The sequence below is a fragment of the Bacillus sp. S14(2024) genome, assembly GCF_050473785.1.
In the GTDB taxonomy this organism is placed as follows: Bacteria; Bacillota; Bacilli; order Bacillales; family Bacillaceae_G; genus Bacillus_A; species Bacillus_A yunxiaonensis.
On the sequence record NZ_JBFLUP010000006.1, the window covers coordinates 4,485,001 to 4,505,000 of the forward strand.

Annotated in this window: 15 protein-coding genes, 2 rRNA genes and 4 pseudogenes (1 of these 21 running past the window's edge); 12 read left to right on the plus strand and 9 right to left on the minus strand. The window is 36.9% G+C overall.

What is annotated here, in order from left to right; translation table 11 throughout:
* Positions 1 to 499 precede the first annotated feature (499 nt).
* The 5 genes from AB1279_RS22575 (at position 500) to bacA (ending at position 4,835) form a co-directional block, all read left to right on the plus strand.
* Positions 500 to 1,213: a response regulator transcription factor gene (locus AB1279_RS22575; protein WP_429761073.1), complete on the plus strand. Its 714-nt coding sequence runs from the start codon at positions 500 to 502 to the stop codon at positions 1,211 to 1,213.
* Positions 1,203 to 2,219, plus strand: coding sequence for a sensor histidine kinase (locus AB1279_RS22580; RefSeq protein WP_429761075.1), 1,017 nt, complete (start codon positions 1,203 to 1,205; stop codon positions 2,217 to 2,219). The genes AB1279_RS22575 and AB1279_RS22580 overlap by 11 nt, the downstream gene beginning before the upstream one ends.
* A 78-nt stretch (positions 2,220 to 2,297) precedes the next feature.
* Positions 2,298 to 3,218, plus strand: a complete 921-nt coding sequence (locus tag AB1279_RS22585; protein WP_429761076.1) for an ABC transporter ATP-binding protein — start codon at positions 2,298 to 2,300, stop codon at positions 3,216 to 3,218.
* A complete protein-coding gene (locus AB1279_RS22590) occupies positions 3,211 to 3,948 on the plus strand; it encodes an ABC transporter permease (protein ID WP_429761078.1) in 738 nt (245 codons plus the stop codon). Before AB1279_RS22585 ends, AB1279_RS22590 begins: the two co-directional genes overlap by 8 nt.
* Positions 3,949 to 4,037: 89 nt before the next feature.
* Positions 4,038 to 4,835 (plus strand): undecaprenyl-diphosphate phosphatase, encoded by a 798-nt coding sequence (bacA, locus tag AB1279_RS22595; RefSeq protein WP_429761080.1) that lies wholly within the window; start codon positions 4,038 to 4,040, stop codon positions 4,833 to 4,835.
* Between the two features lie 603 nt (positions 4,836 to 5,438).
* On the opposite strand, the pseudogene AB1279_RS22600 reads toward bacA, so the two are convergent.
* Positions 5,439 to 5,903 (minus strand): annotated as a pseudogene (locus tag AB1279_RS22600) (amino acid permease); the annotation flags it as partial.
* Positions 5,904 to 6,203: 300 nt separating this feature from the next.
* Here AB1279_RS22600 and AB1279_RS22605 point away from each other — a divergent pair.
* Entirely contained in the window at positions 6,204 to 6,479 is a 276-nt protein-coding gene (locus AB1279_RS22605) for a hypothetical protein (RefSeq protein WP_429761082.1), read from the plus strand.
* Entirely contained in the window at positions 6,479 to 6,700 is a 222-nt protein-coding gene (locus tag AB1279_RS22610) for a hypothetical protein (RefSeq protein WP_429761084.1), read from the plus strand. Before AB1279_RS22605 ends, AB1279_RS22610 begins: the two co-directional genes overlap by 1 nt.
* A gap of 613 nt (positions 6,701 to 7,313) precedes the next feature.
* On the opposite strand, the gene AB1279_RS22615 is transcribed toward AB1279_RS22610, so the two are convergent.
* From AB1279_RS22615 to AB1279_RS22635, 5 genes are all read right to left on the minus strand, one after another.
* On the minus strand, positions 7,314 to 8,306 hold the full coding sequence (locus AB1279_RS22615; protein WP_429761086.1) for an NADP-dependent oxidoreductase: 993 nt from the start codon (positions 8,304 to 8,306) through the stop codon (positions 7,314 to 7,316).
* 102 nt (positions 8,307 to 8,408) lie between these two features.
* Positions 8,409 to 9,467, minus strand: a complete 1,059-nt coding sequence (locus tag AB1279_RS22620) for an alkene reductase (protein ID WP_429761088.1) — start codon at positions 9,465 to 9,467, stop codon at positions 8,409 to 8,411.
* 14 nt (positions 9,468 to 9,481) lie between these two features.
* Positions 9,482 to 10,330, minus strand: a complete 849-nt coding sequence (locus tag AB1279_RS22625) for an alpha/beta fold hydrolase (protein ID WP_429761090.1) — start codon at positions 10,328 to 10,330, stop codon at positions 9,482 to 9,484.
* A gap of 110 nt (positions 10,331 to 10,440) precedes the next feature.
* A complete protein-coding gene (locus tag AB1279_RS22630) occupies positions 10,441 to 11,016 on the minus strand; it encodes a TetR/AcrR family transcriptional regulator (RefSeq protein ID WP_429761091.1) in 576 nt (191 codons plus the stop codon).
* Positions 11,017 to 11,220: 204 nt separating this feature from the next.
* Positions 11,221 to 11,364, minus strand: a complete 144-nt coding sequence (locus AB1279_RS22635; protein ID WP_429761093.1) for a hypothetical protein — start codon at positions 11,362 to 11,364, stop codon at positions 11,221 to 11,223.
* Between the two features lie 44 nt (positions 11,365 to 11,408).
* On the opposite strand from AB1279_RS22635, the pseudogene AB1279_RS22640 reads away from it, so the two are divergent.
* The 3 genes and pseudogenes from AB1279_RS22640 to AB1279_RS22650 form a co-directional block, all read left to right on the plus strand.
* Positions 11,409 to 11,609: pseudogene (locus AB1279_RS22640) on the plus strand (DUF6366 family protein); the annotation flags it as partial.
* A 310-nt stretch (positions 11,610 to 11,919) separates the two neighbouring features.
* On the plus strand, positions 11,920 to 12,465 hold the full coding sequence (locus AB1279_RS22645; protein WP_429761094.1) for a recombinase family protein: 546 nt from the start codon (positions 11,920 to 11,922) through the stop codon (positions 12,463 to 12,465).
* Positions 12,466 to 12,497: 32 nt separating this feature from the next.
* Entirely contained in the window at positions 12,498 to 15,449 is a 2,952-nt protein-coding gene (locus AB1279_RS22650; RefSeq protein ID WP_429761095.1) for a Tn3 family transposase, read from the plus strand.
* Positions 15,450 to 15,532: 83 nt separating this feature from the next.
* On the opposite strand, the pseudogene AB1279_RS22655 reads toward AB1279_RS22650, so the two are convergent.
* A pseudogene (locus AB1279_RS22655) lies at positions 15,533 to 16,297 on the minus strand (amino acid permease); the annotation flags it as partial.
* Here AB1279_RS22655 and AB1279_RS22660 point away from each other — a divergent pair.
* Positions 16,292 to 16,393, plus strand: a pseudogene (locus tag AB1279_RS22660) (IclR family transcriptional regulator); the annotation flags it as partial. The pseudogenes AB1279_RS22655 and AB1279_RS22660 sit on opposite strands and share 6 nt — an antisense overlap.
* 203 nt (positions 16,394 to 16,596) lie before the next feature.
* On the plus strand, positions 16,597 to 18,345 hold the full coding sequence (locus AB1279_RS22665; protein WP_429761097.1) for a M20/M25/M40 family metallo-hydrolase: 1,749 nt from the start codon (positions 16,597 to 16,599) through the stop codon (positions 18,343 to 18,345).
* A 169-nt stretch (positions 18,346 to 18,514) separates the two neighbouring features.
* Here AB1279_RS22665 and rrf read toward each other — a convergent pair.
* A 5S ribosomal RNA gene (gene rrf / locus AB1279_RS22670) occupies positions 18,515 to 18,630 on the minus strand.
* A 50-nt stretch (positions 18,631 to 18,680) separates the two neighbouring features.
* A 23S ribosomal RNA gene (locus AB1279_RS22675) occupies positions 18,681 to 20,000 on the minus strand (it continues 1,602 nt past the right edge of the window).

Genomic DNA, 20,000 nt, shown 5'->3' on the forward strand with positions numbered 1-20,000 from the left:
ATTGACGTTTCACGTTGTTTGTTTCGTTCAGTTTTCAAAGAACTTGTTTGTCGCTCAATTGGCGACTTCCTTATGTTAACATCTTTGTGTTTCAATGCCAACTATTTTTTTATTTCGTTTTCGCCTTCTGCTCTGTTGCATCAGCGACTCGTATAATACTACACCTCTATCTAACAATAGTCAATGGTTTTTTAAAAGATATTTATCTGTTCTTTCTGCAGGATTGTAAAAACACACCTCAAATACGTCTTTATCCCGCTATTCGCGGGCAGTAAGATCCCCACTGATAGAAGTTTCACTTTATTTACTCCCCCATATACTTCTGATAGCTTACTCATGGATTACCTTCCCTATTCGGTTCTGTACTAACAACCTTATTTTAACAATTTATAGTATATAATTAGATAGCAATTAAATTTTTCATTAATGAAACCATCATACAACCTTTGTTTATACAAATTACACTACCAACAAAATCCTATTAGAAGCAGGTGGAAACATGGAAGATGTTCGTGTACTTATAGCAGACGATGAAAAAGAAATACGAGATTTATTAAAAAAATATTTAGAACGAGAACTATATACAGTAGATATCGCTATAAATGGTGAAGAGGCTATTCGCTTATTTGAGCAAAACAAATACAACCTCATCATATTAGATCTTATGATGCCTAAAATTGATGGTATCGAGGTATGTAGAAGACTTAGAGGTAAAACAAACATCCCAATATTAATGCTCACTGCTAAAGATCATGAAGTAGATAAAATTTTAGGACTGAGCATAGGTGCGGATGATTATATTACAAAGCCCTTTAGTATTAACGAAGTGGTCGCTAGAGTAAAAGCTCTTATGAGACGTTTTTTAATATTAGGAAGTAACGCTAACACGCAAGAAAAAACACTCCTAACATTTAAAGGACTAACAGTTGATTTAAAAAAGTACACAGTTAACATAGATGGAAAAGAAGTATCTTTAACCGGAAAAGAACTTGAACTATTAAAGTTTTTCGCTTCAAATCCTGAACAAGTTTTTACGAAAACGCAACTCTTTCGCAATGTTTGGGACAGTAACTATATAGAAGATGACAATACAGTTATGGTGCACATTAGAAAGCTTAGAAAGAAAATAGAAGCTAATCCCTCTGATCCTAAATTCATTCAAACTGTATGGGGAATCGGTTATAAATTTGTAGGTGAAAAGGATGAAGAATGATAAGATTCTCTATCTTATTATATGTCAACTTATAATCATCACTGGGCTTCTATTTATAGACATGGTTCACACATTAAGATTAACTTTATTCATTACACTTATTGTTATAACAATAAGCCTTTTCTTTACAAGGCTTCATTTTATTCAGAACCGAAAGTCTATAGTTGATAAATTAAGACGTGCAATGAACGGAAATTTACATACAAGACTATATACAAATAACGACCATTCATTAGATGATGTAGTTTTTTCTGTAAATGAATTAATAAGCGAGCTAGAAAAGGTCCAAGTTGAAGCCAAAAGATCTCAAGAAGCCCGAAAACAACTTCTATCTAGTATCTCACATGATATTCGAACACCTCTTACTTCTATTATTGGATATATTGATGCTTTAAAAGATGATATCGCTGCTTCTGAAGATGAAAAACGAGAATACCTTGAAATACTCTCAAAGAAATCAAACGGCTTAAAACAATTAGTTGATCAAATATTTAATATGGCCAGGCTAGATGCCGATGAATTTCCATTAAAAGAAGAACAACTTGATTTTTCAGAGATTACTAGGGAATCTTTAATTGAGTTTTTACCTGAACTATCTAAGCAAGGTATCAAGTTACAAATTAACATCCCTGAAGACCCTTGCCCAATTACAGCAGATTCTCTTAGTCTGATGCGAGTTATAGGTAACCTCATGAAAAACGCCATATATTATGGAAAATCAGGGAAAATAGTAGGAATAGAGCTCTCAGAAACCACCAATGAATATCAACTGCTTATTTGGGATAAAGGCCCCGGAATTTCAAAACATGATTTAGAGAACGTATTTGAGAGAATGTACCGAAGTGATCAGTCAAGGAACCCTTCATATGGTGGCAGTGGTCTAGGACTCGCTATTGCGAAAGCTCTCGTAGAAAAAAACGGCGGACAAATATGGGTAGAAAGTAGTCCGTGGGAAAAGACCACCTTTTGCTTTTCCATCCCAAAGCAAACTGTTTTTAAGAAATAGTTAAGAAATGATTAAGCAGCAGTTAAATCCTCCTTTTTATCATGTAATTAAGAGATTATAGAAAGTAGGTGTTTCAAAATGAGTACAATTATAAAAACAACAAATCTTACTAAAATTTATGGCAATCAAAAATCTGTAGATAATTTCAATATAAATGTGAACCAAGGAGAGATTTATGGATTCATCGGGCGAAACGGTGCAGGTAAAACGACTACAATTCGAATGCTGCTAGGCCTAATAAAACCTACAAGTGGAAAAATCGAAATATTCGGAGAGGATTTTTTCAAAAATCAAAAAGAAATTTTAAGAAGAATTGGTTCTATCGTTGAAATTCCAGGTTTTTATGAAAACCTTACTGCAAGAGAAAATTTATTAATTAATGCCAAAATTATAGGCGTTCACAAAAAAAACGCGATTGAAGAGGCATTAGAAATTGTAGGACTGCAACATGAAACAAAAAAATTAGTGGGTAAATATTCTTTAGGGATGAAACAACGATTAGGGATTGCAAGAGCTCTTCTCCATTATCCAGAGCTATTAATATTAGATGAACCGACTAACGGTTTAGATCCCATTGGTATTAAAGAGATGCGAAAGCTCATTAAATCTTTAGCACAAGAAAGAAAAATCACGATATTAATTTCTAGTCATATTTTAGCTGAAGTCGAGCAACTAGTAGATCATATGGGAATCATTCATGAAGGAAAACTCTTAGAGGAAATTGCTCTTGATACACTTCGAAAAGCAAATCGTCAATACTTGGAGTTCCAAGTAAATAACGATAATAAAGCTGCAATCCTTTTAGAAAAACAATTCCATATTTTTGACTACGAAGTACATGATGAAGGAAATATTCGCATTTACTCTCACTTCGGACAGCAAGGACAGATTAATAAAACATTTGTTCAAAACGATATTGAAGTATTAAAGATTATGATGAGCGAAGATAGATTAGAAGATTACTTCACCAAATTGGTTGGGGGTGGGACAATTGGTTAATCTACTATATACAGAACTATTAAAATTAAAACGCTCTAATATGTTCTTGATTAGTATTATTGGGGCAGCGGTAGCACCATTTATGATAGTTTCAGCCTTTTATATAGAAAAGAAAACAAAACCATCTGCTCCAGCTGCAGGTCTCGATGACCTTTTTTATAACGCTAATATGTATACTATTTTATTAATGGGAGTGCTGCTATACGGAGTCGTTACCTCTTATCTCTTTAATCGAGAATACACAGAAGATACATTAAAAAGCCTATTAACCATTCCTGTATCACGTTTTAACTTTATTATGAGTAAATTTATTCTTCTTTTTATTTGGATTATGATGTTGACTGTAGTTACTTGGGGACTAACTTTACTATTAGGAATATTAGGAGGCTTCCCCAGCTTAAGTAGCCCATTACTTTTGCAATCTTTACTGAAATTTTTGTTGGGCGGTGGACTCCTTTTTGTCTTATCCCCTCCTATTGTACTGCTAACTCTTGTAATGAGGACTTATGTTCCGCCTATTATATTTACTATCGTTATAACAATGGTGAACCTTATGGTTACAAATTCGGAACACAAAGATTTATTTCCTTGGACAGCTACACTCGATATAGTGAACAACGAACTGCAACCGACATATCCTCCAGAATACTCTTATATCGTTATTGTCGCTACAGCTATGATCGGATTTATCACAACAATCTTCTATTTTAAAAAGGTTGATATTCATTGATTTATACAGATGAGAAAATATCCCACAAGTCTCTACCTGTTCTCAAGATTTGAAAGAAAAATTTTCATTTATATATTAGGAGTGAAATTATGAGCGACACACTCATCGCCTTTATACTTGGTATCATAGAAGGACTAGCAGAATTTTTACCGATTTCCTCTACTGGCCACCTTATATTAGCCGGCCACTTGTTAGGATTTGAAGGAGAAAGAGCAAAAACATTTGAGATTGTAATACAGCTAGGGGCGATTTTAGCTATCGCTGTTTTATATCACAAACGCCTCGTTTCTTTATTTAACATTAAACCTCTTCTCCAGAAAGAAAAAAAATTCAATGCATTACATGTAGTCCTAGGTGTATTCCCGGCTGTAATCGCTGGCTTACTATTACATGATGTAATTAAAACATACTTATTTCAGGCACACACTGTCGTTATCGGACTTGTAGCTGGAGCTATTCTTATGATTTTTGCAGAGGTAAAAAAAACAGAAGCCACAGCTTACTCATTAGATGCTTTAACATATCGTCAAGCATTAACAATTGGATTATTTCAATGTTTAGCGGTCTATCCTGGTTTTTCAAGAGCCGGATCCACTATTTCTGGAGGATTGTTAGCAAAAGCGAATTATAAAGCTTCATCAGAATTCTCTTTTCTTATCGCTCTTCCAGTCATGGTTGGAGCAACTGGTCTAGACTTATTAAAAAGTTGGAAGTATTTAAGTACAGACGATATCCCAATGTTCGCAGTAGGTTTTATTACTTCTTTTATTGTAGCAATGCTAGCAGTTGTTACCTTTTTAAAGCTGCTAGCTAAAATAGGATTAAAGCCATTTGCCTATTATCGTATTTTGTTAGCTATTGTATTCACTACTTTTGTGCTGCTTTAACTAGAACAATCTCTTCTATTCGAAACAAACAACTAGTCAGCCGATATCCAGATTAGGATATCGGTTTTTCAATGATTTAGCTACTAAGAAAGAAATATTAGAATACACAAGCTACCCAGTCAGCGGGGCCCTTTCATTTAGTTATGATGCAACGTTTTTAATAAATCCCAAAAGTGTTATAAAGTGAACCTTCCATCAATGGAGATTTTCTTCATCTCCCACCTAGTTTCTTCGCTTCTCTCTATCTTGAGGTTGGGATCTTACTGCCCGCGAATAGTGGGATAAATAAAAACAGCACCGTTCAGGATTACTTGAACGGTGCTGTTTTCACTTCATTTCAAAACCAATAACAAAAAAGTGTTTCTTTTCATTACGAAAATGTCTTCATTTTAAAAATGCACTTAGAAAAAATAAAATGAACTTCTCATCAGTAGAAGGATTTGTCATCCCCTGACTATCCCCTTTATTTTCTCTAAACCTTAAGGCAAGGGTCTTACCCAATACAAGTAACTTAAAAAGCAAAACACTTCCTAATAACGCTCTGATTGTATCTAAAATTCCTAAGTAACCCTAACTTGTTTAACTCATTATAACTATACAGGTTCACATCATTTTACTCACTTTATTCTCACCATAACTGTTATTACTAGTTCTTTTTCTTACTTTTATGTAGTAGTAAGCATAACAAGCAATAATAAAAGGTACAGTACAATAGATTCCTAGTCTCTGATCAGGAATAAAGATAAGGCTTACTAATATAATGCCGTACAGTCCAAAACCTAGAATAGGAACAATTGGATAAAGGGGTGTTTTGAATTTCAAGTCTTCCAACTTCCCGCCTTCAGCTAGATAACGCCTGCGGAAAAGAAATTGAGAAGCACAAATGGACATCCATACAATAATTGTAATAACGCCCGAAATCGAAATTAACCATAAATAAACCGTCTCAGCAGCCACAACACTCGTCAAAAGTGAAAAAGCAGAAATAGATATCGTCATAATTAACGCATATAACGGAATGCCTCGTGACGATAACTTCCGTAAAAAAGCTGGAGCCATGTCATTTTTGGGGTCCCGACCGCAAAACGCGAATTTTGTACGCTAAGACATTTTTTTGATGTAAAAAAGCAATTTTCCCTATGCTAGGGGTGAAATCGCTTCTTCAGTTTTTCTTGTTCAACTATCCTGGCCCTTTAGTTCAAGTAAAAGCAAACGTCACTCACTGTACATCTTTAAACGTACTGCGTAACATCCCTTTAAGATTTATTAACTATACATAATTAACTTCCACATCTATCCTCTTTTTCTAATAAACCTCCATAAAAAGTTGTAATTTAGGATGTTATTGTTGTATGAGGAGGTTTAAATATGTTAAATACACCTATTAAGCCGATGCTTTTACAACCAGCTATAGAAATCCCGAAAAGCAATAAGTATATCCACCAATTAAAATTAGATGGTCACAGGGCTTTATTTCACTACGATAGAGGAAATATAAAAATTTTCACCAGACACCTAAATGAAGTCACCTATAAATACATTGAGCTACAAGGTATCAAATTGCCTGTAACGACTTGTATTTTAGATGGAGAATTTGCTTTGACGGAAAAGAAAATCCTCCAAAACCTTGTTTCGACAGTTTAATGGTACGTTTTCAAATGTCTAATCAGGAAAAAATCAAAGAAATAAAAGACCTGTTACCTGTTCATTTTTCTTCATTTGGCATTTTGTATTTGAATGGTGAATCTCTTATAAACAAACCTTTATCTGAACGCTTAGATACCTTAAACACCATTGTAGAAAACACTCGTATATATCTACTTGTCCTACTTATTCAGACGGTGATGAACTTTATAACAGAGTAGAGAATTTAGGACTGGAAGGTGTGGTTTCTAAGAATTTAAATAGACCTTATACATTGGATTCAAGACCACAAGACGTATAAGAACTATCAATATGATTCGGTAAAAATAGGAGCAATTCGCAAGAAAAAATTTGGTTGGTTAATGTTAGATCAGGATAATCAATACAAAGGTATATTGGAATTTGTTCCTCCAAAAGAAAGAAAAGCCTTTTACGAAATATCTAAGCAGCTAATCACTAACGAGGATGAAAACTATTTTTATCTTGATCCATTAATAAAGTGTGAAGTGAAATTCCAATGCTTGTCTAAAAAGGGACTTATGAGAAGCGCAAGTTTTCAAAAATTTATCAATTAAAAATGCTGTCCATATTTTTTGTACAGCATTTCATTTTTTTGTCCAAGAGTACAACCTCTTTTATGCACAATTTACATTCACAGTTTGTGTCAATTGCGATATAAAAACCCACCAAATTGGGAGCCATTTTAATCAACTAACCCACCAAATTGGGAGCCATTTTAATCAACTAACGCACCTGTTAGTTCTATAAGCAACCTCGATAAGTAAAAAAAACAAACACTTTCTACCTAAGGAAAGGTTTGTTAGATAAGACTAATTATTTTAATTTAAGTATTATTTTTCCTTTTGCTCTTCCCGCCTCTGCATACTCCAATGCTTTTTGGGCATCTTCGAAAATAAAAACTTTATCAAGTGTAGGCTTAATCACTTCTGACTCTAACATTTCTGTTAAAATTCTCAACTGCTCTCCACTATGCTTCATAAAAAGAAACGTATATTGGACATTATGTTTTTTTTCTAGCTTCGTAAGTTTATAACTTGCAATTGAAAATAAGGTTTTTTTAAATGAGCTAAATCCGTTTTCTTTAGCAAAGCGACCATTCGGGATTCCAGATATAGAAACAATCTTTCCTCCTTTTTTTAATGTTACAAATGATCTCTCTAACGTCGCCCCCCCAATGGTATCAAGAACTGCGTCGTAGTCACGAATCAAATGTTCGAACTTTTCTGTCTTGTAATTAACAACTTCGTCAGCGCCAAGAGATTTTACTAAATCACTACCATCACTAGCTGTAGTTGCGACAAAAGCACCCATATGTTTTGCAAGTTGGATAGCAAATGTTCCTACTCCCCCCGATCCTGCATGTATTAATATTTTATGCCCTTTTTCAATTCGCAGAATATCATGTAAAGCTTGGTAGGATGTCAATCCGACTAGAGGGATGGAGGCGGCTTCTTCAAAACTTAAATTTTTAGGTTTTAATGCAATATCTTCTTGGTTAACAGAGAGATATTCAGTAAAAGTTCCCATTTTATTTGCTCTAGGTCGACCATATACCTCATCACCGACTTTAAACTTCGTGACACTAGTACCTACTTCAACAATTTTTCCAGAAAAATCGTTTCCTAAAATTAACGGCATCTTGTATTTCAATAATAATTTTAATTCACCTTTTCGAATTTTTGTATCAAGAGGATTTATACTTGCCGCATATATCTCAACTAAGACCTCGTCATTATTTATTTTGGGCATAGGGAAGTCTAAAAAATTTGGTTTTTTACCGTAGTTTTCAATTGCTAAAGCTTTCATTACAATCCTCCACATTTTTATTTAACGCACATGTATCTTTCCATAACGAACCTAAGAAAAAGATTATGAATATCCCTAGATGGGATATTCATAATAAATAAATTATTTTAAGAAAGGATAATCTGTATAACCTTCTTTTCCTCCTGCATAGAGCGTGTTTTTATCAGGTTCGTTTAGGGGAGCACCTGATTGAATCCGTTCTACAAAGTCTGGATTAGCTAGTACCCAAGTGCCTACTGTGACAACATCTGCAAGATTATTATCTACATCAGACGAAAGTTGATCTAGAGGACGACCTGGACGGTTAACAAGAAGTGATTGATCCCAAAGTTGACGCACATCTTTTAGGAATTGCTCGTTTCCAAAGTGCATTAAATGCAGATATGCAAGGTTAAGCTTATTTAATTCACTTATTAAATAGCGATACATCTCAAGGCTATTTTTCCCCTCATCAATGCCTTGCAGTGTTCCTTGAGGAGAAAAACGGATGCCTGTTCTTTCTGCTCCTATTTCATCAACAACTGCTTTAGCTACTTCAATAGCGAATCGAGAACGCCCCTCAATCGTACCACCGTATGCATCTTGACGATGATTGGAGTTTTCACTAAGGAATTGTTGGATCAGATAACCATTCGCTCCGTGAATTTCAACTCCGTCTGCACCAGCTTCAATTGCTGAGCGTGCTGCTAAACGAAACTCATTGATAACATCTTTTATCTCAAGCTCACTCAATTCTCTTGGTGTTGGAATTTCTTTCATTCCTTCTGCCGTGAAAATTTCTACACCAGGTGCAATAGCTGACGGTGCAACTGCTTGGCGGTGGTGAGGTGTGTTATCAGGGTGTGATACACGTCCCACATGCATAAGCTGAACAAAAATATGACCTCCTTCACTATGAACTTTAGAAGTTACTTTTTTCCACCCTTTAATATGATTTTCTGTATAAATACCAGGTGTATTAGTGTAACCTTGCCCATCATCTGAAGGTTGGGTTCCTTCGCTTATAATTAAACCGACTGAAGCACGCTGACCATAGTACTCTGCTACTAAATCGCTCGGCGTACCATCTGGTAAAGCTCTACTTCTAGTCATTGGAGCCATTCCTATACGATTTTTTAAGTCAATGTTTCCGATACGAACTTTTTCAAATAATCTGCTCATATGAATACTCCTTTTTAATAAGAATTAGAATCAAGAAATAAATTTACGTGTTCTGCAAATAGTTCTGGAAATTGAAACAGATGCCCGTGACCAGAATCAGGATATATAATCAGCTGTGCTTTGGGTAATTTCTCTGTTAAGATATAACTGTTTTTAGTCGGTACCATCACATCATTAACACCATTAGTAACAAGTACAGGGTGTTTGATGTTTTGTAACCATTCATAATCATGATTAGATTTTTGTTTAGCCCATTTTGCAATGGCTTGTAATTGTGCCTCTTTTACTTGTTCTGAACTGTTTACTTTTTTCTGATTAAAAATTCTTTGTAGTGAAGCCATTCCTGCAGATTTACTTGTTTCGGTTTGTTCGTAGAAAAAGAACATAAAATCATTTATTCCATCTTCTTCCGTTCCACCGTGACGATTCATTCTTTCAAAAATCTCTGGATTTGGATTAATACCAGATTCAGGCGAAGTACCTGCCATAATAATTTTTCTTACTAAATCTCCTTCTTGTAAAGCTAGCTCTTGTGCAACCATGCCACCAATGGAAAAACCAAGAATGTCAACTTGTTCTAATCCAAGAGCTTTTATAAATGTTGCTGTATCTTTTGCCATATCAGCAATTGTAGTAGGCGTTAGTCCATCGGTCTCACCAACCCCTTTATTGTCAAATAAGATTACTGGGCGTGTATTTGCAATAGGTTCAAGCATGTTTGGATCCCAATTTTCCATCGTTCCTCTAAAGTGAACAAGAAATACTACTGGTATACCATCTTGTGTACCAAATTTTCTATATGCGTAACGAGTTCCATCTGCTTCAATAAATTCTGATTCTGTTGGTATTTTAAAGTTTGTCATTTTTGTGTTCCTCCTTAGAAATTAAAAAACGATTTTATAAGTATGCATTATGATGGTTTGTTTCATATCAATTTTAGAATGAACGTTCTAAAAAAGGTAAAAAAAGAAAGCTAGTCCAACACTGAAAGTGCTAGAGTGATGATGCCTTCTAATTCTTTTTTATTGTAATTAGTTTTTATTAGTACTCTTATACCTACCAAATTGTTGTGTAAGAAACGAGATGTGTTATCAGAATCGATTTCTTTTGATAGCTCTCCACTAGTTTGGCCCCGTTTTATAAGGTCATTAAACATATCTTCAGTACGGTTAAACATTTTTGTAACTATGCGTCCAATTTCTTTGTCTAACAAAGATAATTCAATGGCTGCATTTACTGATAGACAACCTTTTGGGTATTGTTCAATGGAATTCAGTATGAAAATAAAAACATCACGTATCGCCTGTTTAATGGATGAAGTGCTACTAATTATGCTTTCCATCTCATTGACGATGAGCTCTTCATAGTGATTAAGGGAAGCTAAAAACAATGAACGCTTGTCACCAAATGTGTCATATATACTCCTGCGGTGTATCCCCATATGATCCACCAAATCTTGCATGGATGTTTTTTCATAACCCTGTTCCCAGAAAAGCTCCATTGCTTTTCTTAATACTACTTTCTGGTCAAATTCTTTACTTCTAGCCATTTTATTTCTCCTTAAAAAAATCCATGAACCAATACTAACAAAAACAAACGTCATAATCCATTATAGAATGAACGTTCTAAAATAAATACATGAATTTCAAACCATGATTAAATAATACCCTTTTTAGAACGATTAGTAAAGAATTATAACTAACCAATAATCCCCAACACATTTGCTACATATCACAATGTTATCCATTAACTTTCACTTAGGGGTACCGCCAAACATTTCTTCTATTCGTTTAGTTTCTTCAGGATTGTTTTCTTCCACTGTTTCAATTAATGGATCAAACTCTTCTACAGATGCACTCATACCAAATAAACAAGAAACAGCAATTAGAAAAAACATCTGAGCCCTTACTCAACCAAACTGCCCCTTTAGTTGCATAAGAACCTGAAAGAAGAAGAGAAAAATTAAGGCAAGAAGAATTAAAAGGAAATCCTTCTAGCAGCGTTCACGGTGGAGGTCTTGCTGATTTAGTTGGTAGCTTAGGTTGGAAAGGTACGGGAATTCTTATTCTTGTAATCATAATTGGCTTTATTTTTGTATCACTCTTCTGTTTCTTTATCTTCCCCCATTTGAACACCCCCTAATTAAGCAACCAGTCCTTTTAATTTTTACCACAAACAACCATTATCCTTGTTGAACTATCCTGCCCCGTTAGTTTAAGTACATCATTTCACAATTTCTTCTCTACCTTAACATAAATATCCATTTATCTTTTCATAATAATCCCCATAAACGACCGTTTATGGTACTTTTTGAGTTCCGTTGAAAAAGATACTAAAAGGTATCTTTAAGTGGTACCAAAACTCATTCCTAAAAACAAAGTTTCATATTTAATCTTCCATACGTTTTTGGTACTATAATAGTGAGACTTATGATAGAAAGGAAATGAACCGTTTGATTTTTGGATATGCTCGAGTTAGCACAGAAGAACAGAATCTAAATATGCAACTGGACACTTTACATCAGTATGGTGTAGACAAGATTTATCAAGAGAAAATGACGGGAACAAAAAAAGACCGTCCCGCATTGGAAGAACTCTTAAAAGTATTACGTAAAGGAGACAAAGTTGTTGTCTATAAATTAGATCGTATTTCTCGTTCCACAAAACATCTCATTGAGCTAAGCGATTATTTTCACGAGGTAGAAGTGGACTTTGTATCTATTTACGACAGCATAGATACATCCAATGCAATGGGAAAGTTCTTTTTCCGTATGATGGCCAGTATTGCAGAACTAGAACGTGATATCATCAGTGAGCGTACAAAGTCTGGATTACATGCAGCGAGAATACGTGGTAAGCAAGGAGGGAGACCACGAAAGAGTACAGATAAGATAGAACTGGCTCTCAAAATGTATAAAAGTAAAGAGTACAGCATTAAAGAAATCACACAAGCAACTGGTGTAAGTAGAACAACTCTGTACCGCTATATAAATAGTTGAAATGTATACTGACTATAAAAAGGAGAATACACATGCGGGGAAAAGAGCTCCTTACGTCTGAACAACGTAAGGATTTATTGCGTTTGTCGTTTGAAACAGAACACGAGTTAGCAATTTATTACACATTTTCTGATTTTGACTTAGAGATTATTAATCGTCATCGCAGAGACTATAACCGTTTAGGATTTGCGATTCAGTTATGTCTATTGAGGCACCCTGGGTGCTCTTTTATTGATATGCCAGATGTTCCAGAAGAGTTGTTGCAATTTGTCGCGGGCCAATTGAAGGTTTCCCCTTCTGCTTTTGAACTATACGCAAACCGAGATGCCACTCGCAGAGAACACCTAGAAGAAATACGCCAAGAATATAGCTATCGTGCATTTACACTTCGTGATTATCGTAGTCTCTCCAAAGCCTTACAACCTCACGCAGCGAAGAATGGAAATGCAATGTACTTGATACAAATGGCGTTACAAGAGCTACGGAAAGAAAGGATTATCTTCCCTGCAGTGCCTACCATAGAACGTGTTGTATGGGAAACCCGTAAACGAGCAGAAGAAAAAATCTTTAAGATACTAACATCCTCATTGACACCTTCACAACAAGAAAAGTTAGATGGACTTCTCCTTCCAATGAAAGACAACCCTAGAACCTATTTAGGATGGCTGAAAGAAGTGCCTAGCACATCTTCCCCAGAATCCTTTCTAAAAGTTATTGAACGCTTAGAATACATACAATCTTTATCTCTAAACATCGATACTAAAGGTATTCACCCAAATCGAGTACGGCAATTATCTCGGCTTGGAGCAAGATATGATGCTCATACATTTCGAAGATTTAAAGGTGAAAAGAAGTACGCGATTATCGTCTCCTATTTAGTGGACTTAACACAAGATTTAATAGACCAAGCGTTTGACATTCATGATAAGCAAATGATGAATCTTCAATTAAAAGGAAAGAAGCAACAAGAAGAGATGCAAAAACAAAACGGCAAAGCAGTCAACGAAAAAGTAATTCATTATGCAGATTTAGGGACTGCTTTGATTAAAGCTAGACGGGAAAATTTAGATCCATTCTTGCTATTGGAAACCATTATGCCTTGGGAGGCATTCGTTACCTCTATAGAAGAAGCCAAGCAGCTTTCACGTCCTATAGACTATGACTATTTAGATTTATTAGATAGTCGATACAACCATCTACGAAAGTACACCCCAACCTTACTAAAAGTTTTAGAATTTCGTTCTACCAAGTCTGCAACCCCTGTGTTGGAAGCACTAAATACAATCCATGAGTTAAACGAATCCGGAAAACGAAAAGTACCAAGCGGAGCACCACTAGGATTTGTATCGAGACGATGGCAGCGTCATGTATATGATGAGGAGGGAAACATCGACCGACATTTTTATGAGTTAGCCGCGTTTACGGAGCTACGTAATTTTATACGTTCAGGAGACATTTCTATTGTAGGAAGCAGGCAACATAAGGATTTTGATGAGTATCTTGTATCATCAGAAGAATGGAACAACAATAAAATATCTGGCACAAGACTCGCTGTGCCGGTTCGTGTAGACGAGTATATAGAAGAACGAACTCAGTCGCTTTTATACCGAATACAACGTTTTTCCAAAGAAGCTAATTCCCTAGAGGGAGTTGATATTAGAAATGAAAATCTTCACATTCATCGTTTGGAACGAGATACACCAGATGAAGCTAAGAAGCTAAGTGGACAACTGTACAGTATGTTACCACGAATTAAGCTTACAGATTTATTGCTAGAAGTAGCAAACTGGACCGAGTTTGAACAACAGTTGGTTCACGCCTCTACAAATCGATCTCCTAAAGGAGAAGAAATGATAGCTTGCCTTGCGGCAATCATGGCAATGGGAACTAACGTTGGTCTTACCAAAATGGCCGAGGCAACGCCTGACATTTCGTATCGTCAGCTAGCTAATGCTAGCCAATGGCGTCTGTATGACGATGCACTACAGAGGGCTCAATCTGTACTTGTAAATTTTCAGCATCGATTACCTCTATCTTCTTATTGGGGAGATGGAACTACATCTTCATCAGATGGCATGCGTGTTCAGATCGGCGTGCCTTCCTTAAATGCTAGTGCTAATCCTCATTATGGAACTGGAAAAGGAGCAACCTTTTATCGATTTGTGAGTGACCAATACTCATCTTTTTACTCAAAGGTCATTAATACGAATGCTCGAGACGCTATACATGTCATTGATGGATTGTTGCATCACGAGTCTGATTTGTTAATTGAAGAACACTACATGGATACTGCTGGTTATACAGATCAAATATTCGGATTAGCTCACTTACTTGGCTTTCGCTTTGCTCCACGACTACGAGATTTATCAAGTTCGAAACTCTATACAATTGACTCGTGCAAAGAATTTTCAAATATAGAGGGATTGATACGAGGTCAGGTTAATATGAAGTTAATTCATGATAACTATGATGATGTGTTACGACTTGCTCATTCCATCCGAGAGAGTAGAGTGTCAGGTGCTTTAATTATGGGGAAATTAGGCTCTTATACTCGTCAAAACAAGGTTGCTAAAGCATTGCGAGAGATGGGGAGAATTGAAAAAACCATTTTTATTTTAGATTATTTGTCTGATGAGACCATGCGGCGCCGAATTCAAAGAGGATTAAACAAAGGGGAAGCAATGAATGCATTAGCACGAGCTATATTCTTTGGGAAACACGGTGAGTTACGTGAAAGAGCACTGCAAGATCAGCTTCAAAGAGATAGTGCACTTAATCTCATTATTAATGCAATTAGCATATGGAATACAGTTTATCTAAGTAAAGCTGTAGACATCTTAAGGAAGAGCGGAACACTGGATGAGAAACTGTTAAATCATATCTCTCCAATGGCGTGGGAACATATTAACTTTCTCGGGGAGTACAGATTTAATAAGCTAGGTACCACATTAGAATCTCTACGACCATTACAAAACACTCAATAAGATAAGACCCGTTTTTTCCTTAGAGTAGAAAAAACGGGTCATTTTATGTCGAAAATTGCTTAGCGTACAAAATTCGCGTTTTGCGGTCGGGACCCCTTTTTGGACAATGACCAAAGCATTCTTGTTGCTGCATATAATCCTGAGTTAGCAACAGAAAGAACAGCAGTAAGAATGACAAAGTTCATAATATCAGCAGCATACGGAATGCCCATGTTATCAAAAACTGCAACAAAGGGACTCTTCGTTAACCCTGCTTCTTTCCAGGGAATCAAGGCCACAAGAACAAATATCGCTAAAACAAAGAAAAACATCGTCCGCCAAATAATATTTCGAATAGAACGCGGTAGAGTTTTTTCAGGGTTTTCACTTTCACCTGCTGCGATTCCAACAAGTTCTGTACCCTGGAAGGAATAGTTAACCGTAACCATTGTTAGCAGTATCGCACCAATTCCGTTTGGAAATAGACCACCATGGTCCGTAAAGTTTGAAAAAAACGGAGCTGCTTCGTTCCCTTTTAGGTCAATAAAACCAAACATCGCTGCCCCTCCAAGAATAATGAAGGCAACAATAGCTGACACTTTAATGCTCGAAAACCAAAATTCTGTTTCTGCATAACTGCGGGCAGATAATGCATTGATACTAAAGATTGTAACACCAAACGTTAAACACCAAACCCATACAGGAATATCGGGAAACCAGCGCTGCATCGTAATACCTGCAGTTGTAAATTCAAGTCCAACAGTATTTGCCCAGCTTAGCCAATACAGCCATCCAATAGTAAATCCAGTGGCAGGACTTATATACTTCGTAGCATATTCCTGAAAAGAACCGGACACCGGCATAGCCACCGTATTAACAATGACCGGCTAACTTTCCTTATTAGCAAGGTGAAACAAGCCGCTAGTGAAATATCTACTAAAATCGGCAGAACGTCAGTAGTATAAACTGAACAATCTGCCGCCATTTTTTATTCATATGGTGGAAACTAATTTCATAATGTGGAAACTAAAAAATGGATATGAAAGTTTTAGACTTGAGACTAGTATGAGTTGTTCTCCAAAATGTTGTTACTGTTTTTTACACAATAAAATACATGCTTTTACAAGTAATTACTTTTTTAATCGAAAAATTAAGGAGGTTTTATCTTATGTATCAACAATTATGCTCACTATCTTTAGAAAAACAAGTCGAAACACTCACAAAACATCTTGTTTCATTTAATAGCATTAACGGAACTGAAGGGGAAGCCCGTATTATAGATGAGCTTTATCGCATTTTAAAAAGCTTTCCATATTTTAAACAGCATCCTGAACATTTATGGGTACAAACTGTTCCAAATGATCCAATTAACCGAAAAAACTTATTTGCCTTTGTAGGAGGAAACAAAAACTCAACTTCTACCATCATTTATCATTCTCATCTAGATACAGTTGGAATTGAAGACTTTGGCCTATTAAAAGAACATGCTTTTTCTTCAGAAACATTAGAAGAGTATTTTCAGACATATGAGGGAAATATTGACGTCCAAACTGATGCCAAATCTGGAGATTGGCTATTTGGCCGAGGCTCTGTTGATATGAAAAGTGGAGCTGCTGTCCATATCGCTAATATTTTATATTTCTCGCAACATACCGATCTATTAGAAGGGAATCTCCTCTTACTTTTCAATGGTGATGAAGAAGGTGAACACCGCGGAATTACAGCTGCATTAACCGAATTAGAAAGACTACAGCAAGAAAAGCAATTACACTATCGTTTAGCAATTAATAATGACTTCATCACACCTCTATACGACGGAGACAATCAGCGCTATATTTATACAGGAACAGCAGGGAAACTTCTACCTTGCTTCTATATTTATGGAAGAGAAGTACATGTTGGAGATACATTATCAGGAATTGATCCAAACTTTATTGCTGCTCAAATTACACGGAGATTACATAACAACTATAAACTAACTGAAATTATTCCTGATGAGCTTGTTCTACCCCCAACATGTTTATATCAACGTGATAATAAAAACAGTTATACTGTACAAACCGCAACAAGCAGCCAACTATACTTTAATTATTTTATTTACGAATCTACACCTGAAGAAGTTCTTAAGAAATTATTAGCCGAAACAAGACAGGTATGTAAAGAAGCTGAAGAGTACCTCAAAGAACAGTTTCAGCATTATTTACTTGTAACAGGCTTACCATCACGTGACCTTTCCTGGGAGATTGCGGTTACAAGTTACGGAGATTATATAGAAGAATTACAGCAGCATGGTATAAATACAGAAGCAATTATTCAAGATACGCTCAAACAAAGTAATAATAGTGACTTACGTGCAGTTTGTTTTGAAATTGTTGCTGCTCTACAAGAAATAGATCCTGAAAAAAAGGCACGGGTTATTTTATTTTTTGCACCGCCTTTTTTACCACATAACTATTTAAAGCAAACAAGCGAACAAAATCGTCAACTACAAAGCAGCATTGAAATAATACTGCAAAATGTACAAGATGAGACTGGAGAACAATTTGTTTTGAAAAAGTTTTTCCCTTATTTAGCTGACGGAAGCTTCCTATCTATACACGAAACAGACGATGAACTCAAACCATTATTACACAACTTCCCAAAGTGGGAACAACTATATCCACTTCCATACGATACTATACGTAAATTAAATATCCCTTCAATAAACATGGGGGTGTACGGGAAAGACGGTCATAAATGGACAGAACGCGTCTATAAACCATATTCATTTCATGTATTGCCTTTACTTATTCAAGAAACAACAATACAGCTTTTAAAGGATTTTAAGAAAAGTTCAAAACCATCAAGCAGTTCATCCTATGTAGACACACAAGCACAGCAAGATCTTAAAAATAATACTGTAAAATATAATATTTAATGATAGCAAATAGAAATTTATTCAACTAACCATCAGTGGAGGATACCTCTGCTGATGGAATTTTTATTTTTGAAAAGAAAATGAAACCATCCATTTAATAATAGAACTTCCTAGCTATTTTTCTTTATAATACACAAAAAAGACGAGTCATACTGACTCGTCTCAGATTGCCTGGCAACGTCCTACTCTCACAGGGACAAGGTCCCAACTACCATCGGCGCTAGAGAGCTTAACTTCCGTGTTCGGTATGGGAACGGGTGTGACCTCTCTGCCATCATTACCAGACTTATGAAGGTATATTCCTTCAAAACTAGATAACATTTGCTTCATATTATATGGTTAAGTCCTCGATCTATTAGTATTCGTCAGCTCCACATGTCACCATGCTTCCACCTCGAACCTATCAACCTGATCATCTTTCAGGGATCTTACTAGCTTACGCTATGGGAAATCTCATCTTGAGGGGGGCTTCATGCTTAGATGCTTTCAGCACTTATCCCTTCCGCACATAGCTACCCAGCTATGCCCTTGGCAGAACAACTGGTACACCAGCGGTGCGTCCATCCCGGTCCTCTCGTACTAAGGACAGCTCCTCTCAAATTTCCTACGCCCACGACGGATAGGGACCGAACTGTCTCACGACGTTCTGAACCCAGCTCGCGTACCGCTTTAATGGGCGAACAGCCCAACCCTTGGGACCGACTACAGCCCCAGGATGCGATGAGCCGACATCGAGGTGCCAAACCTCCCCGTCGATGTGGACTCTTGGGGGAGATAAGCCTGTTATCCCCGGGGTAGCTTTTATCCGTTGAGCGATGGCCCTTCCATGCGGAACCACCGGATCACTAAGCCCGACTTTCGTCCCTGCTCGACTTGTAGGTCTCGCAGTCAAGCTCCCTTATGCCTTTGCACTCTACGAATGATTTCCAACCATTCTGAGGGAACCTTTGGGCGCCTCCGTTACTTTTTAGGAGGCGACCGCCCCAGTCAAACTGCCCACCTGACACTGTCTCCCGGGTCGATAAGACCCGTAGGTTAGAATTTCAATACAGCCAGGGCGGTATCCCACCAGCGCCTCCACCGAAGCTAGCGCTCCGGCTTCAAAGGCTCCCGCCTATCCTGTACAAGCTGTACCAAAATTCAATATCAGGCTACAGTAAAGCTCCACGGGGTCTTTCCGTCCTGTCGCGGGTAACCTGCATCTTCACAGGTACTATAATTTCACCGAGTCTCTGGTTGAGACAGTGCCCAAATCGTTACACCTTTCGTGCGGGTCGGAACTTACCCGACAAGGAATTTCGCTACCTTAGGACCGTTATAGTTACGGCCGCCGTTTACTGGGGCTTCAGTTCAGAGCTTCGCTTGCGCTAACCCCTCTCCTTAACCTTCCAGCACCGGGCAGGTGTCAGCCCCTATACTTCGCCTTACGGCTTCGCAGAGACCTGTGTTTTTGCTAAACAGTCGCTTGGGCCTATTCACTGCGGCTTTCCGTTAAGAAAGCACCCCTTCTCCCGAAGTTACGGGGTCATTTTGCCGAGTTCCTTAACCAGAGTTCTCTCGCTCACCTTAGGATTCTCTCCTCGCCTACCTGTGTCGGTTTGCGGTACAGGCACCTTTTATCTCGCTAGAAGCTTTTCTTGGCAGCGGGGAATCAA

What these genes read in the sequence shown, in the direction of transcription:
- AB1279_RS22630 (WP_429761091.1), bottom strand. Translation starts at nt 11,016, where the DNA reads ATGGCTAGAAGTAAAGAATTTGACCAGAAAGTAGTATTAAGAAAAGCA.
- AB1279_RS22580 (WP_429761075.1), top strand. Translation starts at nt 1,203, where the DNA reads ATGAAGAATGATAAGATTCTCTATCTTATTATATGTCAACTTATAATC.
- AB1279_RS22620 (WP_429761088.1), bottom strand. Translation starts at nt 9,467, where the DNA reads ATGAGCAGATTATTTGAAAAAGTTCGTATCGGAAACATTGACTTAAAA.
- AB1279_RS22605 (WP_429761082.1), top strand. Translation starts at nt 6,204, where the DNA reads ATGTTAAATACACCTATTAAGCCGATGCTTTTACAACCAGCTATAGAA.
- AB1279_RS22610 (WP_429761084.1), top strand. Translation starts at nt 6,479, where the DNA reads ATGGTACGTTTTCAAATGTCTAATCAGGAAAAAATCAAAGAAATAAAA.
- AB1279_RS22575 (WP_429761073.1), top strand. Translation starts at nt 500, where the DNA reads ATGGAAGATGTTCGTGTACTTATAGCAGACGATGAAAAAGAAATACGA.
- AB1279_RS22615 (WP_429761086.1), bottom strand. Translation starts at nt 8,306, where the DNA reads ATGAAAGCTTTAGCAATTGAAAACTACGGTAAAAAACCAAATTTTTTA.
- AB1279_RS22625 (WP_429761090.1), bottom strand. Translation starts at nt 10,330, where the DNA reads ATGACAAACTTTAAAATACCAACAGAATCAGAATTTATTGAAGCAGAT.
- AB1279_RS22665 (WP_429761097.1), top strand. Translation starts at nt 16,597, where the DNA reads ATGTATCAACAATTATGCTCACTATCTTTAGAAAAACAAGTCGAAACA.
- bacA (WP_429761080.1), top strand. Translation starts at nt 4,038, where the DNA reads ATGAGCGACACACTCATCGCCTTTATACTTGGTATCATAGAAGGACTA.
- AB1279_RS22650 (WP_429761095.1), top strand. Translation starts at nt 12,498, where the DNA reads ATGCGGGGAAAAGAGCTCCTTACGTCTGAACAACGTAAGGATTTATTG.
- AB1279_RS22635 (WP_429761093.1), bottom strand. Translation starts at nt 11,364, where the DNA reads ATGTTTTTTCTAATTGCTGTTTCTTGTTTATTTGGTATGAGTGCATCT.
- AB1279_RS22585 (WP_429761076.1), top strand. Translation starts at nt 2,298, where the DNA reads ATGAGTACAATTATAAAAACAACAAATCTTACTAAAATTTATGGCAAT.